This is a genomic window from Sphaerochaeta associata (assembly GCF_022869165.1).
GTDB classification, from domain to species: domain Bacteria; phylum Spirochaetota; class Spirochaetia; order Sphaerochaetales; family Sphaerochaetaceae; genus Sphaerochaeta; species Sphaerochaeta associata.
The window spans coordinates 2,164,032-2,180,666 of sequence record NZ_CP094929.1; the positions used below are offsets into that span (position 1 = coordinate 2,164,032).

Annotated in this window: 11 protein-coding genes and 1 tRNA gene; 6 read left to right on the forward strand and 6 right to left on the reverse strand. The window is 53.2% G+C overall.

The window, feature by feature from the left end; genetic code table 11:
- Positions 1–21 precede the first annotated feature (21 nt).
- The 3 genes from MUG09_RS10035 to MUG09_RS10045 are packed head-to-tail and all read right to left on the reverse strand — an operon-like array spanning position 22 to position 5,116.
- Positions 22–2,901, reverse strand: a complete 2,880-nt coding sequence (locus MUG09_RS10035; protein WP_244771290.1) for a molybdopterin-dependent oxidoreductase Mo/Fe-S-binding subunit — start codon at positions 2,899–2,901, stop codon at positions 22–24.
- The gene (locus MUG09_RS10040; protein ID WP_244771291.1) at positions 2,898–3,731 is read right to left on the reverse strand and encodes an FAD binding domain-containing protein; all 834 of its coding nucleotides are present in this window, start codon (positions 3,729–3,731) and stop codon (positions 2,898–2,900) included. Before MUG09_RS10040 ends, MUG09_RS10035 begins: the two co-directional genes overlap by 4 nt.
- Positions 3,728–5,116: an 8-oxoguanine deaminase gene (locus MUG09_RS10045; protein WP_244771292.1), complete on the reverse strand. Its 1,389-nt coding sequence runs from the start codon at positions 5,114–5,116 to the stop codon at positions 3,728–3,730. The genes MUG09_RS10040 and MUG09_RS10045 overlap by 4 nt, the downstream gene beginning before the upstream one ends.
- Before the next feature lie 71 nt (positions 5,117–5,187).
- On the opposite strand from MUG09_RS10045, the gene MUG09_RS16540 reads away from it, so the two are divergent.
- Positions 5,188–5,310 carry a hypothetical protein gene (locus MUG09_RS16540; RefSeq protein WP_280529362.1) on the forward strand — a complete coding sequence of 41 codons (123 nt, stop codon included), beginning with the start codon at positions 5,188–5,190 and terminating at the stop codon, positions 5,308–5,310.
- Between the two features lie 124 nt (positions 5,311–5,434).
- Here the strand turns inward: MUG09_RS16540 and MUG09_RS10050 are convergent, their stop codons facing one another.
- The 3 genes from MUG09_RS10050 to ygfK are packed head-to-tail and all read right to left on the reverse strand — an operon-like array spanning position 5,435 to position 11,291.
- Positions 5,435–6,649 (reverse strand): YgeY family selenium metabolism-linked hydrolase, encoded by a 1,215-nt coding sequence (locus tag MUG09_RS10050; protein WP_244771293.1) that lies wholly within the window; start codon positions 6,647–6,649, stop codon positions 5,435–5,437.
- 47 nt (positions 6,650–6,696) lie between these two features.
- The gene (gene ssnA / locus MUG09_RS10055) at positions 6,697–8,019 is read right to left on the reverse strand and encodes a putative aminohydrolase SsnA (RefSeq protein ID WP_244771294.1); all 1,323 of its coding nucleotides are present in this window, start codon (positions 8,017–8,019) and stop codon (positions 6,697–6,699) included.
- An 11-nt stretch (positions 8,020–8,030) separates the two neighbouring features.
- Positions 8,031–11,291, reverse strand: coding sequence for a putative selenate reductase subunit YgfK (ygfK, locus tag MUG09_RS10060; RefSeq protein ID WP_244771295.1), 3,261 nt, complete (start codon positions 11,289–11,291; stop codon positions 8,031–8,033).
- A gap of 376 nt (positions 11,292–11,667) precedes the next feature.
- Between ygfK and MUG09_RS10065 the strand changes: the two genes are divergently transcribed.
- From MUG09_RS10065 to MUG09_RS10085, 5 genes are all read left to right on the forward strand, one after another.
- On the forward strand, positions 11,668–13,137 hold the full coding sequence (locus MUG09_RS10065; protein ID WP_244771296.1) for a pyridoxal-phosphate dependent enzyme: 1,470 nt from the start codon (positions 11,668–11,670) through the stop codon (positions 13,135–13,137).
- Between the two features lie 59 nt (positions 13,138–13,196).
- Positions 13,197–14,420 (forward strand): threonine synthase, encoded by a 1,224-nt coding sequence (locus MUG09_RS10070; protein WP_244771297.1) that lies wholly within the window; start codon positions 13,197–13,199, stop codon positions 14,418–14,420.
- 104 nt (positions 14,421–14,524) lie between these two features.
- Positions 14,525–14,995, forward strand: coding sequence for a hypothetical protein (locus MUG09_RS10075; RefSeq protein ID WP_244771298.1), 471 nt, complete (start codon positions 14,525–14,527; stop codon positions 14,993–14,995).
- Between the two features lie 6 nt (positions 14,996–15,001).
- A tRNA-Leu gene (locus MUG09_RS10080) sits at positions 15,002–15,085 on the forward strand.
- Positions 15,086–15,279: 194 nt separating this feature from the next.
- Complete coding sequence (locus MUG09_RS10085; RefSeq protein ID WP_244771299.1) at positions 15,280–16,392, forward strand: transposase; 1,113 nt, start codon at positions 15,280–15,282, stop codon at positions 16,390–16,392.
- The last annotated feature ends 243 nt before the right edge of the window (positions 16,393–16,635 follow it).

Sequence of the window (16,635 nt, forward strand, 5' to 3'; positions counted from 1 at the left end):
GCAGTTTGTTGCAAGAATCCTCTAGATTCTTCCCATCTCCTTCAGGATTTTCTCCGGTGTAAAGGGCCAGTTCCGCATCCAAACACCCACAGCATCATGGATGGCGATGGCAATGGCGGGAGCCGCCCCGTTGGTTGCAATCTCACTGATGGATTTGGCTCCGTAAGGGCCGACCTCATCATTGATGTCGATCAAGACTGCCTTGAAATCCTCCGGCTTCTCACTGATCATGGGTACCCCGTAATCGCTGAGCGTCGGATTGAGACAGACACCGTTCTCATCCAGGATCATCTGCTCATACAGCGTATGACCGATGGATTTGAGAACAGCACCATACATCTGGCAGAGTGCAAGTTCCGGGTTGATCGGAGTGCCTGCATCCTGCAGTGCATAGAATTTCTGCACCTTTATTTGTCCGGTGCGTACATTCACGGCGACCTGGGCAAAGTGAGCACCGTAGGGGATGGAGTTGTGGTTTGTGGTGAAGGAAGCCTTACCCATAACCTGTCCACGGCCTGTACCGGTGAGTGCATCATGACTGAGCTTTGCGTAGCTGAGCGTCTTGCCGGTCTTGGTGCTGTACACCTCCCCGGGAGCTCGAAGCACCAAATCCTCGACGCTTTCCTGCATCTGATATGCAGCTTCATCAAGGAGATTGTTCTTCAAGTCCTGGGCGGCCTTGTAGGATGCTCCGCCGCTGAAGTAGGTCCCGCTGGAAGCATAGGCTCCGGTGTCGAACGTACAGCTGTCGGTATCACCGCTGGTGACGGTCACCTTGTCGAGGGGAACACAGAAGGCCTCGCTGATCATCTTTGCACTGATGGTATCCAAACCGGTTCCAAGGTCTGCACCACCGCTGAAAATCTGGAAGGTGCCATCGGTGAGCAGTTTCGCCCATGCGTTGGAGTGGTCGAGTCCGGGAAGTCCGCTTCCCTGCTGGATCATGGCAAATCCCTTGCCGATTTTCCAATCAGGATCGTCGGAAGTCTCCTTTTTGCCCCATCCAATCATCTCGGCACCCTTGACCAGGGCTTCGTCAAGACCACACGAACCGACCGGCACGACATTGCCTTCCCTTCCCTCTCCGAGGCCCTTGAGAATTTCAAGCATATAGCCTGGTTCGACCTTGTTCTTCATCGCCATCTCGTAGTAATCAACACCCAATTGTTCGGCAAGCTCTGCCATGCATGTCATCAGCGCATAACTGCCCTTGGGAGCACCGTAGCCCTGATAGGCTCCGGTAGGAGCGATATTTGTATAGTAGGTAATGACATCGAACTTCATGTTGTCGACTTTCAGCAGCGGCAGGGTCTTGGAGCATGCATTCATCGGCACGGTCAGGCAGTGGTTGCCGTAAGGACCGGTGTTGGCACGCACGTCCATATAGACGGCGGTAATCGTTCCATCCTTCTTGCCGCCCATCTTCACCGTCACACGCATAGGGTGACGGGTGGAGTTGGCGATGAACTCCTCTTCGCGGGTATTGCGATAGAGAACAGGCTTGCCCGTAATCCAAGTTGCATAGCCGACCAAATCCTCGACCAGGATATCCTGCTTGCTGCCGTATCCGCCACCGACACGCTCCTTGATGACGCGGATCTTGTTCTCGGGAATCTGGCATACCCATGCAACGATACGCCGCACGTGATAGGGAACCTGGGTGGAAGCATGAAGCACCAACCTTCCACCGTCGATCTTGGCATAACAGATATGCGGCTCGAGGGGTGTACATTGGATTTGGCTGGTCTGATACGCCCGTTCAACAACCACATCCGCTTCCTTGAATCCCTTCTCTACATCACCAATCTGGCCATGGGCGGCACTGGCGATGTTGCGCCTGATATCACTATGCAGGGGGAACTGATAAATTACCTTCCCATCCCTTGGATCGGCTTTCTTGTTGTACTCGTCCAAATCCTTGGGAGCTCCTGCGCGATACTCGACAATGCCGTTGTGAATCAGGGGAGCGCCCTCTTCCATCGCCTCCTCAACGGTCAGCACGGGTTTGAGAACTTCATACTCCACCTTGATTGCATCGCGGGCGGCTCTGGCCTGCTCTTCGGTCTCGGCCACGATGGCCGCCACCCGGTCCCCGACGTGGCGGACCTTGCGGTTGAAAAGCCTGCGGTCGTGCGGACTTGGTTCAGGATTTCCCTGACCCGCCTGCATGTAGAAGACATCAGGACAATTTTCGTGGGTGATGATAGAAACTACGCCATCCATCTTCAGAGCTTCACAGGTGTCGATCTTGGTGATGTATGCATGAGCATAGGGGCTGCGCAGCAACACCATTGCATGATATCCGGGAAGCACCCTGTCCTCGACAAAACTCGGCTCGCCGGCTACCAGCTGCGGACCGTCCACCTTAGATTTGGGTTTGCCGACATAGGTAAGCTCCTCTCGGAAGGATGGGGAGATTTCACTCTTGTAGGAACCGGTCTGCATCCGCTCGACAGCCAGCTTGACCGCCAGGTAGTAGTGTTCATACCCAGTATCGCGAATGAAAATTCCGCTGAGCACCTCATCGATCTGTGCCTTGGAAGGATTATCCACCCTCTCAAGCAACCAGGTGAGTAACAAGGCGGCTGCCGGTGCATTGTAGGCGCTCTGCACCACACCTGCATCGATCATGGCCTGTTGGACGATGTTGAGGTTCCTGCTCGTTCCCAGGCCTTCAGCGGTGCGGATGTCCGCCCCGTCTGCCTGTAGAGCCAGCATAAGGTTGGCATACACCGGGACATCATCAACAATGACGGTATCACTTCCTGCAAACCCCTCTCGGTCGTCGCTGTCGCGTACGCTGTTATACCCGAGGCGAACGAGGACCGAACGCAGTGACTCATTAACCTCACAGGTTGTTGTATGCTTTTTTCCGTTTACGGTAAAGACTACCTTGTTCATTTTACGCCTCCCTTCAGAAACTCGGCAAAGAGCTGGCCGATGCCTTCACTGGCGATATAGCGCTTGTAATCTGCGCTGCCGATGCTGTCATCACCAGCTTTAAGGGCGTGCTGCACAGCCAGTTGGACATCTTCGCGGGTTGTCAATTCGCCGTTCTCGATGGCATTCTCTACGTTGCTGAGCCGCTGAACGCCGCTTCCGTGTACTGCGGCGAACACCCGTACATGGTCGATGACCTGCTCGCTGTTCAGGGTCGCCCCGAAGCCCACATGCACCGCACTGCGGTTCTGTACACTGGTGGCATACCTTTTGGAACCGACGAACCGGATATCCTTGGAGAGACTTACCGCCAGCAACAGCGTGCCGCTGAACTGCTGATGATAGGTATGGTATTCCCTGATGGGGATGTTGTCCTCGCTGTACGCACCGCCTTCGGTAAGGTTGGCTGTCAGCAATCGGCAGCGTGAGGCAAGCAAAGCCGGCGCGAGATAGGAGTGGTCGCTCATCAGGGCAAGGTTGCCGCCGATGGTGGCCATGTTTCTGCGGGTGAAAGAACCACAGGTCGATGCTGCGTCCTTGAGCCACTGGGGAATAAGATCCGATTCGATCAGTTGTTGCAGTGTAACCATGCTGCCGATACGGATGGTTGAACCTTCGTCGGTAATGGTATCCAAGCCTAGCTTCGCCAGGCTGATGGCACACTTTACCTCGACAGTGGAATTGAGCCTATTGATCTCCGTTCCTCCGGCGTACCATACACTCTTCACTTTATTACGCTTCAGTCTGAGGGCTTCCTCGGTATCCGTAGCAATGAGAAATTCCTGAATCATACAATCTCTCCTCTGGCAGCCATTTCCATCATCCGCTTGCTGATCGCATTCGCTTTCTGGGCAAGCTCCTGTTCGTCGAAGCCGACCAGCTGCCCGCGGTCGACTACAACCTTCCCATTGATGATCGTATAGTCGGTATTGTGATTGGTTCCGCAGAAAAGCAGACTGGCCACCGGGTCGCTCTGGCTTCCTGCATACGGAAGTGTCGATACATCGAAAATTGCCAGGTCTGCAGCCCATCCCTTCTCAAGTCTTCCGACCTTTCCAAAGTTGAGCAGTTTTGCTCCCCCCTCGGTTGCCATCGAGAAGGCCTGGCTTGCAGTAAGTGCGTCAGATCCGTAGCGGACGCGCTGCAGCAACATTGCCTGACGAACTTCCGCAAGCATGTCGGAACTGTCGTTGCTTGCACTGCCATCGACGGCAACAGCAACGTTGATCCCCATGCCAAGCATCTCCTTGACCCTGCAGATGCCGCTTCCCAATCTCATGTTGGAGGAAGGACAGTGTGCAATGTGAGTCTTGGTCTGTTGAAGAATCTTCAGTTCCTCGTCATTGAAGTGGATGCCATGGGCGTACCATACATCCTCACCGATAAGTCCGCACTCCTGCATCAAGGCGACCGGACGCATGCCGTACATCTCCTGGCAGAAATCGGCTTCGTCGTATGTCTCGCAGAGGTGGGTATGGAGCCGCACCCCGTACTTGCGGCCAAGTGCTGCAGTCTCCTTCATCAAGCCCTTGGTTACGCTGAACGGACTGCAGGGGGCTAGTGCAATTTTATGCATGGCATCCGGGGCGTTGTCATGATAGGTCTTGATGCACCGCTCACTGTCCATAAGAATCTCATCTTCGGTCTGTACGACGCTATCGGGAGGCAGCCCTCCATCCTTTTTACTCAAGCTCATCGAGCCTCGGGTGGGACTGAAACGCATGCCAAGGGTATCGGCCGCTTCAAACTGCAGACCCATCAGATCCCCTTTGAATGAGCGGGGATAGAGGTAGTGATGATCGGTGGTAAGCGTGCAACCGGTCTTCATCAGCTCTGCCATAGCCAAGAGCGATGAATGATACACGGCGTCTTCGTCGACGTATTTCCAAACCTCATAGAGAAATTTCAGCCAATCAAAAAGCTTTGCATTCTGCACAGCGGGATGGTTGCGGGTAAGCGTTTGGTAAAAATGGTGATGGGTGTTTACCAGGCCCGGGATGACCACATGCTTGGAACAATCAATCGTACGAACTTTCCCTATGGCTTGCAGGTTCCCGGTGGGAGCGATGGCCTCCACCTTGTTCCCAACAATCAAAAGGTCGGCACCATGATACTGGGGACCGTCGAATGTGGGTTGGAGGCAGTAGATGTTTTTCAATAGAAGCGAGGAACTCATGCCTTCGAATCTCCTTTGATAGGCAGGATGCGGCTGTATCCAATGCTTTGTGAAACCATGGAGAGCCGATCATGCTGTTACTCGGCTTCGGCATGCGGGCGTTCCGCAAGGAAGGAGTGGAGAGTAAGGGGTCCAATCCACTACCTTGGTTCTCTCGATACCGCCACATCAGGCAGAGCCCCTTCTGCGTCTGAACGGCGTTCCCCATTGTCTCTTGTAAAATACAACGGAGAGACTCAAACTTCAATCAGCCACAAGGTGCGTACCTTGTGGCTGTAGTATACCATATCAAGCTTTCCGGTTATACCGTCGAGCTTGCTACTTCTCCAACGAGTAAGGAAGCATGGCGTAGAAAGCGGCACAAATCTCCAGGTCGTCGACACGGTTGATCTCGTTCGGCGCATGAGCCTGGGCCTCATCACCAGGGCCGAAACCAATGGCGGGAATCTTATGTCGACCGGTGGTTGCAACCAAGTTGGTCGAGAAGGTCCACTTATCCACGACCGGTTTCTTGCCGAACAGTGCTTCGTGTCCTGCCACGCCGGCGACTACCAACGGATGGTCGGCATCGATTTTCCAGGTCGGGAAGTACAACTCCTGGGAGTACTCCTTCTTGGTCCAACCGATCTTCTCATAGTTGGGCATCTCAACGACGATGGCCGATGGATCGTCACCGGTTGCCTTGCTGATATAGTCGCGGACCTGGCTGATGGCCAAATCTGCATCCTCACCCCAGGTCAAACGACGGTCGAGGTAGAGCATGGCATAGTCGGCAACCGCGCACTGGCTGGGCCCCTTCACATCCATCTGGCTGACAGTGATGGTTCCCTTGCCGAGGAACTTCTCGGCATCCGGCTGCAGGTCCTTGTTAAGCTGCTCGATGGCCAAGGCTGCCTTTGCCGCCTTGTAGGCTGCGCTGACTCCGCGTTCCGGGGCGCTGCCGTGGCAGGAGATGCCCTTGAGGATGGCACGGATTTCCATACGACCGCGGTGTCCGCGATAGAGGCGGCAGCTGGTAGGCTCGGTGGAAACCACCAAGTCGGGGCGGAAGTTCTCCTCTTCAATCAGGTACTTCCAGCACATGCCGTCACAATCCTCTTCCATGACGGTGAAGGTGAAATAGACACTATACTCACCACCATAGCCGAGTTCCTTGAGGATTCGTCCGGCGGTGATCATGGAAGCTGCACCACCCTTCTGATCGCTTGATCCACGTCCCCACACCTTTCCGTCCTTGATCTCTCCACTGAACGGATCGAAATCCCAGTTCTTCAGGTTGCCGACTTCAACGGTATCGATATGCGCATCGAAGGCGAGTTTCTTCGGACCGTTGCCCACGCGGCCGATCACCGAACCAAGTCCATCAATACGAACTTCGTCAAACCCAGCTTCTTCACAGAGGGTGACGATAAGGCGGCAGACATCCTCTTCCTGGGAGCTATAGCTCTTGGTCTGTACCATTTTCGAGAGATTGAGAGCCGTGTAATCACGATACTCGGCAGCTTTTGCCCTGATCTGTTCCTGAATTGTCATCTTGCATTTCCCCTTTGACCATAGGTCATATCATCATCCTCGCCCGCTCAGGGAGCGATTTTATCCACTTTTTCCCATACCCGCTTGGCAACCTTGGCAGCCTCGGCGTAGATTCTCGGTACATCCAGATGCGGAAACTGACGGTTTTCCATCACCAGCTTCCCATTCACCATAACACTCTCGACACAATTGCTGCTCATTCCCCACACAAAATGGCTTGCTGCATTTCCCGCCACCAAGGGGGTGGGAGCATGGTAGTCGCAGATGGTGAGGTCGGCCTTGTATCCGGCTTCCACTTTTCCAAAACTCCCATCAAAATATGCTTCCACCAATTGGTTGCCACGATTCAGGGCCGCAACGTAATCACTTGGCCACCATGAACCGCCGCCGTCCTTGTGCTTGAAGAAGGCAAGCTTCAGCTCCTCGAACATATTGCCGCCGCAGCCATCGGTACCGATGACCAGGTTCTTCACCTTCTGGATGTTCTTGCAGTACCCCACATTGTTGTTCATGTTGCTGCGACCGTTGTGGGCGAAGAAACAGTTGTGCTCGTTGAGCTTAACAATCTCTCGCTCGTTGAGATGCAGGCCGTGTACCAAAAGCGTGTTGTCGGTGAGCAGGTCGAACTTTTCAAGTCGGTCTATGATATCCATATTGTACTTGTGATGGCTGAATACCACATCGTACTTGTCTTCGGCGACATGCAGATGCATGCCGGCCTTTGATTCGCGCATGGCATCGCCCATCATCCTCAATCCCTCATCGGGAATGGTGAAGGGAGCGTGACCGCCGATCATACCGCGTACAAGCGGCTTGTTTTTGGCGGCCATGGCAAATCGGAGGTTCTCTTGCACCCCGGCTTCCACTTCCGCCATGCCGCCGTTGCGATCGGTCACCTCGTAACAAGTGCTGCCACGAACCCCGACTTCCTCCATGCCGTTGGCAATCGTATCAAGACTGCCTGCGATGTAGGAAGGGCTTGCATGGTGGTCGATGCAGGTGGTGGTCCCGCTTGCGATTGCATCGATGGAGCAGATCAGGGAGCTGTAGTAGCAAGCTTCCTCATCAAGACCTCGGTCGAGGCGCCACCACCACTCCTTCAGGACCTGGATGAAATCCTCCTGCGGTCCTGCTGAAATCAACATGCCTCTTGAAAGCCCACTATAGTAGTGGTGATGTGAACATACATTGCCTGGGATTACAGTCTTGTTCTTCCCGTCGATTACCTTGTCAGCCTTCAGATTCAATGCAGCATCCTTACCCACCTTGGTGATGACATCGTCAACTATGACAATATCAACACCTTCAGACACGGTAAAAGGGCTCTGGGTCTGCATGACTGTCGTATTGGTTATTACCGTTGTTGCCAAAGCATTCTCCTTTATGCTTCCACATACCCGAGCAGGTAGCTGTAGGAAGTATAGATTTCTTCGATCAGGGCGGCCACCTCATCAGTGATGCCTTCCTCATCGCCTGTCAGAATTCCATCCCCGTCCAAAGAGCAGTTGAAGATCCTGCCATCGAGACGGATGAGAATATCCTCACCCTCGGCATAGAAACCGCTGTTCGTTGAATTATCGAAGTCTTCTTTCAGGCTGAAGAGTGTGAACTTCTTGCGATACGGGCCGCCGTCATAAGGGCAGAATGTTTCACAGTTTCCGCACTCATTGCAGTAGGCGTCGAGGTGAAGAATCTGGAACGGGTCGGCAAATACGCCTGTATTCCGGACATCAATGGCGACGTTTGCTCGGTTCGGACAGACATCGACACACTTGTTGCACAGATATGAGCATTCAAGGCATCGAGCAGCCTCGGTGGCGGCGAACTCGGCGTCTCCGAACTGCTTGGAAACAAGGATCTTGCTCTTCTTGCCGGCGACCTCGGCGAAGAACTCGTTCTCATCGTTCTCCAATTCAACACGCTCCTCGTCTGTCATGTCGTCCTCGTCGTCACAATCGCAGCCGTCTTCGCAGGTGCACTCGTGATCGTGATCGTGATCGTGATCGTGATCGTGATCGTGATCGTGGTCGTGGTCGTGGCCGCAACCGCAGCCGTCTTCCTCTTCCTCCTCAGGACCCAGAACTTTATCGATGGCAGCCTCGACTGCACTTCTCGCACTGGCAATACAACGTACAACCGTGGAAGGACCGCTTTGGGCATCCCCAATGACATAGACATTCTCGACCTCGGACTCCTTGGTCTCATCATCAGCCTTCGGCCAACCCTTCTCGTTCACCGGTACACCATACCAAGTGAGTTGTGCAGTATCTGCGTGCTCACCGATTGCAGTGATCATGGTATCGGCTTCGATGGTGAAAACCTCGTCGGTCGCCACCGGGCGTCTTCTACCGCTTGAATCCTTCTCACCCAGTTCCATTTTTCTGACGGTAAGAACGTTGTCGTCAAACCGTTCGGGATTGGCAAGAAAGATGAACTGGATGTTCTCTTTTTTGGCAAGGCCGTACTCTTCGTGGTCGGCAGGCATCTCGGCCTCGGTTCGTCGATAAATTACCGAAACCTTCTCAACTCCTGGAATACGAAGGGCTGCACGGGCGCTGTCCATGGCGGTATTGCCGCCACCTACAACCACTACATTTTTACCCAAACTCAAGGAGGAGGGATCCTTACGGAACGCCGAGAGGAACGAGAGTGACTGTCGCACCCGGCTTCTGTCACCTACCAGGGGAATATCGTTGTCCACCTCGCTGCCGATGGCATAGAAGATGTATGAGTAACCCTGATCCTTGAGGGCCTGGACAGTCATTGCCTGGGTGTCAACACCGAAGTTGAACTCGACTCCATGGGCCTTGATGAACTCTACATCGCTCTCAATGGCCTCGACAGGAAGCCTGAAACCGGGGATGACATGCCTGACAACTCCTCCAGCGCTCTCTTCCCGTTCGAAGACCGCTGTATCGAACCCTGCACGGGCGAGAAAATAGGCAGCCGAGAGCCCTGCAGGACCGGCACCGACAACCGCGGCCTTGACCGCTGTCTTCTCAGTCGCCCCTTCCCAAAGCTGCTTGAACTCCTCAAATCCATTCTCCACGGCGATACGCTTCATATCACGGATTTTCACAGCCCCCTCGTAATCCATACGAGTGCAATGCAACTGGCACTGGTGGTCGCAGATGTGACCGGTTATGGCAGGAAGAGCGTTCTTGTCATAGATGAGGGCGAGAGCTTCGCCGTAGCGGCCTTGGCCGACCAGCTGAACATACTCAGGAACATCCTGATGAATGGGGCATGCCACCTGACACGGCGCTACATAACAGTCGAACATAGGAAGCTTTTCACCGATCTTGATTGTATCGTCGCCTCTGAACTCCTTGTCTATTTCGCTGAAAGAGCCTCTGCGTGCATCTGTCGACAGTTTCTCTAGCTTTGCCACGTCGATTTCGGCCATATCCCAAGCCTTGCTTTTCTCCAGGGTCTGCACCATCTGGGTGAGGCGGGTGTACCCACCGGGCTTGAGCATATCTGTTGCCAATGTGATTGGTCTGATGCCGCTCTCAAAGAGCTGCTTTACGGTGAAAGCTGTCGCACCACCGCTGTAGGAGATGGGCAGTTTTCCAGCAAACTCCTTGCTTAAAAGCGTCGCCACCGTAGTGGAGATTGGGAGAAGTGAGCGACCGGACATATACATCTCATTGCCTGGCAGAACGCCTTGGTCGTTTACCGAGCCCAGCGTATTGGTCAACTTCACACCGAATCCGCGGCCTTCCTTCTTGGCAAAGTCGACAAGCCGATGAAGCATGGCGATTGCATCGCCGTACTGCAGGTCGTGTTCAAAGTTCTCCCGCGTCAAGGTGATGTACGTATATCCAAGGTCGTCAAGAATCTTGCGGACTTGGTCGTAGCCGAGAAGCGTCGGGTTGAGCTTTACAAACGTGTCGACCTTCTTCTCGGTAAGCATGTAGGTGCAGATGGCCTCGATTTCCTTGGGAGGACAACCATGCATGGTGCTCAGTGTTGTCGAAGGACTGATGTTGGCACTGATTTTGGTGCTCAGGCCCTTGAGCTTCTTTTCCAAGCCCTCCCAGGGGGTGCCTTCGAACAAGCCTTCATCGAGCATTGCTTCCATTTCAGAGAGATACTGATTGAACCGCTCGTCCTTATGAGCGTCGATCATACTGTCGATGTACTGCTGCATCTTCGCCGTCTTTATGCCTTCCAGGTTGTAACCGACGGACATATTGAAGATGAACGAGGGCTTTTCGAACTTGCCCTTATGCATAGCAGCTTCCAGCATATGCAGAATGATCCATGCCTTTGCATACTCATCCCAAGCCTTGGGGAGGGTGAACTCGGTCGACCACTCAACGTTGTAGGCTTCATCACGGGCATCGATGCAGGGCTTGTCGATCTCCAGGGTATCCATGACCTGAACGGTCTTCAGCTCCATGAACCGGCCACCGACGAGATAGCTGGCGATGATGTTCTGGGCAAGCTGGGTATGGGGGCCGGCGGCGGGACCGAGCGCTGTGGTGCAGCTTTGGCCGAATACCCTGAAACTCTTTTTCCCCGAATCCTGATAGAATTGCTCTTGTGCAATACCAAAAATGGAATGATGATTTCGGTACTCACCGATAATACGACTGATAAGTTCCGAGAAGGGAACGGGGCGCATGATATCTCCCATATTGACTCCTTCCTATAGGGTTGGTCGGGCATGCGGCCCGACCCTTATTCATTCTAATCCAGATTGGAGAGAAGTCAATAAAAAATGCAACATTTCGCAACAAATATTAAGCTCCACACATCGGAAACACCGCATGACAGAGAACCCGTCTACCCTCCAATTTTTGCCTGAACGCGTATAGTCTCTGGAGAAAAGAGCATGATCCACTCGCTATAAAATCGTACTTTTCGATAAAAATATTATTCCATACTACTACTTAACGCAAATTATATTCCTAAAATTCAACTTTCACGAATTATAGCTTTACATTTTACTTCTTTACGGTATACTTGACTAATCTGAAAAAGCAACAAAGTGTCACCACGGAGGATAAGACATGCTGATCAATTTGAATGTCAATGAAGAAGTACGGGCAAAGAACATCAAACGCTGCAAGGAAAAGGGCATTGTGCTCCCTACATTCAAGCAGATGGTGGACCCTTCTACCGTACCTGAGGATATCAAGGCAAAGCTTGCCCATGTTGGATTGTGGGATTTGGATAACTCCAACCTCTTCAGAATCACTTGGAAAAACGAGCCCACCAAGACCGGCGGAACCTTCGGTGGTGTAAACTATATTGAAGTTCCTCATGAACTTACCGGCGTCAAGGCACGCATCCTAGCCCTTGTCGGCAAATGGTTTCCCACCGGTGCACACAAGGTCGGAGCTACCTATGGGTGTCTCGCTCCGGCTTTGGTCAGCGGAAACTTCGACTCGGTGAACCAACAGGCTGTATGGCCGTCCACCGGCAACTACTGCCGCGGCGGAGCCTACAACAGTGCACTGCTGGGCTGTCAGTCCATCGCAATTCTTCCTGAAGAGATGAGCCAGGAACGTTTCACCTGGCTGAAGACTGTTGCCGGCGAAATCATCGCAACTCCTGGTTGCGAGTCCAACGTCAAGGAAATCTTCGACAAGTGCCATGAGCTCGATGCAGAACGCGGGGCACACATTGTCATCTTCAATCAGTTCGAGGAGTTCGGTAATTACCTGTGGCACTATACGGTGACAGGAGGATCGATTCTCGAGGTACTGGAGAAAGATGAAGAGGTCGCAGCAGAGAATGTCCGAGGTTTTGTCTCTGCAACCGGCTCAGGCGGCACCCTCGCAGCCGGCGATGCGATGAAGGATAAGTATCCCCACCTCAAGATTGCAGCCAGCGAAGCTGTCCAGTGCCCCACCCTGCTGCGCAACGGTTTCGGCGGCCATAGAATCGAGGGCATCGGCGACAAGCATGTGCCTTGGGTTCACAATGTGAAGAACACCGACATGGTCATTGCCGTCGACGATCAGGACTGTATGGATGTATACCGCCTCTTCAACGAGCCGGCCGGCATCGAGTACTTGAAAAAGATGGGTGTGAGTGAAGAGGACATCCAGAATCTTCCCTTGTACGGCATCAGTGGCATCGGCAACGTGCTGGCCGCCATCAAGATGGCCAAGTACTATGAAATGGAAGCCGACGATGTAATCTTCACTGTTTTGACCGACAGTTCGGAGATGTACACCTCACGCCTTGCAGAGCAGAATGAGATTCAAGGCGCTTTTGACGAGTATGCTGCAGTGCGTGCCCTTGCCGGCTGCCTGCATCACCAGTCGATCGATGGAGCTCTTGAGCTTACCTATTACGAAAGACTTCGCGTACACAACCTCAAGTACTACACCTGGGTCGAGCAACAGGGCAAGACGTACGAGGAGATCAATGCCCAGTGGTACGACAAGAACTATTGGAAGCAGATTCCTGCCTACGCCGAGCAGATTGATGCTATGATTGAGGCATTCAACAAGGAAGTACTGGCAAAATAAGCCAGGATGGATAATTAATGCCGGGCCTTGTGTCCGGCATTTTTTCTTACGGAGGATGTATGCGTTTTACCTACGAATGTTGTGATTGTCACGCTGTCTACGAAACCGATGAAGTTTTCTACCAGTGTCCGAAATGTGCTGGAGAAAATGACGGGAAATCCTTTCCAAAGGGCAATGTGATCGTCAAGCTCAACGACGAGGACCTGAAGGAATTGAGCAAACAGAGTCATGTGAACATGTATGATTTCTTTCCCTACCCTGTCCCTACGCCGGAAGTCTATCCGGTCGGCGGCACCCCGTTGGCCAGACCGCTTCGCCTGGGTGCACAATACGGACTCACCAATGTAAGCTGCAAGCTTGACAGCTCCTTGCCTTCCGGTTCCTTCAAGGACAGGGCCAGCCAGCTGATAGCCGCCCAGGCCATTGCCCACAAGCAGAACAAGATTGCGCTGGCATCAACGGGCAATGCAGGGGCTGCGATGAGTTGTGCAGGGGCTGCCTACGGCCTTCAGATCATTCTGTTTGTTCCCGCAACCGCCCCGATCAACAAACTGATGCAGAGCGTGCTGTATGGTGCTACCGTGGTTCCGGTAAAAGGATCGTATGATGACGCCTTTGCACTGTCCATTGCTTATACCAAGAAGTTCGGGGGAATCAACCGCAATACGGCGTACAACCCGATGACCATCGAGGGAAAGAAGAGCATCTCCATCGAGTTGTTTGAACAGATGGGACGCACGGTGCCTGATGTCGTCTATGTTTCCGTTGGGGATGGCTGCATCTATGCAGGTGTTTACAAAGGATTCTACGACTTGAAACAAGCCGGGCTCATCAAGAAAATCCCGCACATAGTATGTGCACAGAGCAAACAAAGCAATGCCATCAGCAGGGCATGGAGAACCGGTGACTTCTCCAACCTGGAAAAGGCCACCACCCGTGCCGACTCGATCAGCGTTGAAAGCCCGGCCAATGGTCGAATGGCGGTGCGCTACATCAATGAGAGCGATGGTTGGGCGACCGAGGTGGACGACAAGCAGATTCTTGCCGCCCAGCTTGAGCTTGCCAAGGAAGCGGGCATTTTTGTTGAGCCGGCGGCAGCATGCGCATGGGCGGCCTTGACAGCAGACAGCGGGATGCTCATCGAACGCTTCGGCTCCGATGTACATGTTTGCACCTTGCTCACCGGCAGCGGTTTCAAGGATATGGCTGTTTTCCAAGGCACGGTTTCCATTCCCGAGGCGATTGAGAACAGTGTTGAAGCTGTAGAAAAGCGATTCGGGTAATAAAACAATGAAAGCAAGCGGCATCCGGCGGTGCTGCTTGCGCTTTCACCTTTGACAAAAAGCCATGCTTAGAGTACCTTTTGAGCTGTGATGAGGAGATTCGCATGCAGAACTTTCTAATCGGTCTTGGAATTGGAGTAGTACTGGCCATCGTCCTCGTGGTGATCATGTCCGCAAAACGACATCAGGAAATTCTTGCAACCAACAAGGAAACCGAGCGTTTGAAGAGGATGCTGACCGACCGCATGGATCTGGAAAGTGAGGGACTTGCCAAGCTGAAGGAACAGAATGAAGAGCTGAAAAAGCAGAACGAGAATCTACGCATCAGTCTGAGCACGTACTCACAGAAACCCGGACGCAAGGAAGTCGCTCGGCTTCAGATCTACCAACTTGCTGTCGACCGTCTTACGATCAACAGTCCCGGTTTCGGAGCGGCCTGGCAGGCAGCCTTGAAGGAAAGTGAGGACGAGTTCCAGAAGACGTATGTTGGCGTACAGCCGTTCATCAAGCGCTTGATTCCGATCAAGACTGATGCAGCCGTCCTGCCTCAGACCGTGGAGACCAAAGACAAATAGACATCAGCCGAAATGGTGGAACAGGTAGACACAAGGGACTTAAAATCCCTTGCTCGCAAGGGCGTACGGGTTCGATTCCCGTTTTCGGCAAAACTTTTTATTACATAGAGGCTCTTGCAAAATAGCAAAAGCCTGACATTTCCATGCTTCCGGGCTGCCTGAGGCAGCTTCAGAAGCCCAGCCTAGATGAAAACAAGCATGTAATTTGAAGATTTGTATAGAAATGGACCTGACAATCCTTTATAATATGATTAACTACAAACAATTAGAAGGAGAGCAGGTCCATGAAAAGCATAGCAGAAATCCTCGGCGGTTGCCAGATGGTATTCGGTATTTCTTTCGACATCCAAGAGGTTTTCGAAGGGTATGTGACCGCCGAACACCGTACGTTCATCCAGATGCTGCAGGTGATAGAGGAATTTATGCCTGCATGCGAACGCAAGGAAAGCCTGCTCGGACGCAAGGGCTATGATGAGACGGCGATGATCCGTTCAGCCTTGGCCAAACAGTTTTTCAAGATTCCCACCGTCACCTCGCTTCGCAACCGCCTGCTCAGCGATCCGTCGCTGCGGCAGGTCTGCGGGTTCACCTCCGTACCCAGCGAGGCCACCTTCAGCAGGAAATTTGCATCCCATGCACGCCAAAGACTCATGGAGAAGGCGCTGGGCCCCTTGGTAAGCTCCTATCTGGACGGCCGCATCGTGGGTCATGTCAGCCGGGACTCCACGGCCATCGAGGCGCGCGAGAAGGCCGTGAACAAGAAGAAGGAAGTGATCCCGAGGGGGAAACCCGGCAGGCCCAGGAAAGGCTCTGAGTCGAAAACCAAGAAGCAAAACGTTCTGCAGAAGCAACTTGGCCAGACTGCCGAACAGGCAGTCGAGGAATTGAACTCCCAGTGCAGCTGGGGATGCAAGCGCAACAGCCAGGGCAACCGCAACTATTGGAAGGGCTACAAGCTTCACCTGGATGTCACCGACAGCGGCATTCCCGTCAGCACCATCGTCACGGGTGCCAACGTACATGACAGCCAAGCGGCGATTCCCTTGGAGCGGATGACCGGGCAGCGGATCAAACACCTGTACTCGCTGATGGACAGCGCCTACGATGCAAAGCCCATCAAGGACTTCATCATCGGAAACGGCAGGATGCCCATCATCGACCCGAACAAGCGGCGCAAGCAGCAACGGGTCCTCTCCCCCTCTGAAAAGCAGCGGTTCAGGATCCGTTCGACCGTCGAACGATCCAACTCCCACCTCAAGGATTGGCTTATTCCGCCGAAGATCATGGTCAGGGGGACGGAGAAGGTCTCCCACTGCCTGATGACCGGCGTGCTGTGCCTTGCTGCAATCAAGATACTGCAGTATTGCATCCTGCCGGGCATCCAGAAAACTGCGTAACACCACAAAGAGCAATGATGCATTCGCCTATCGTGGGGTAGGTGTGTCTTCTTGCACTCGATTATCGATGGACCGGGCGTATTTACTCGTTTGAAGCCCTTGATTGGACGGTTCGCTCCTCTTAATCAATGGTATTAGTGTCGTCGGATGGATTCAAATTCTCAATGAATCCTCATTTTGCAAGAGCCTCACATAATCTTATATTATAATGAATTAATAATGTACATAATGTACGCTTGTACC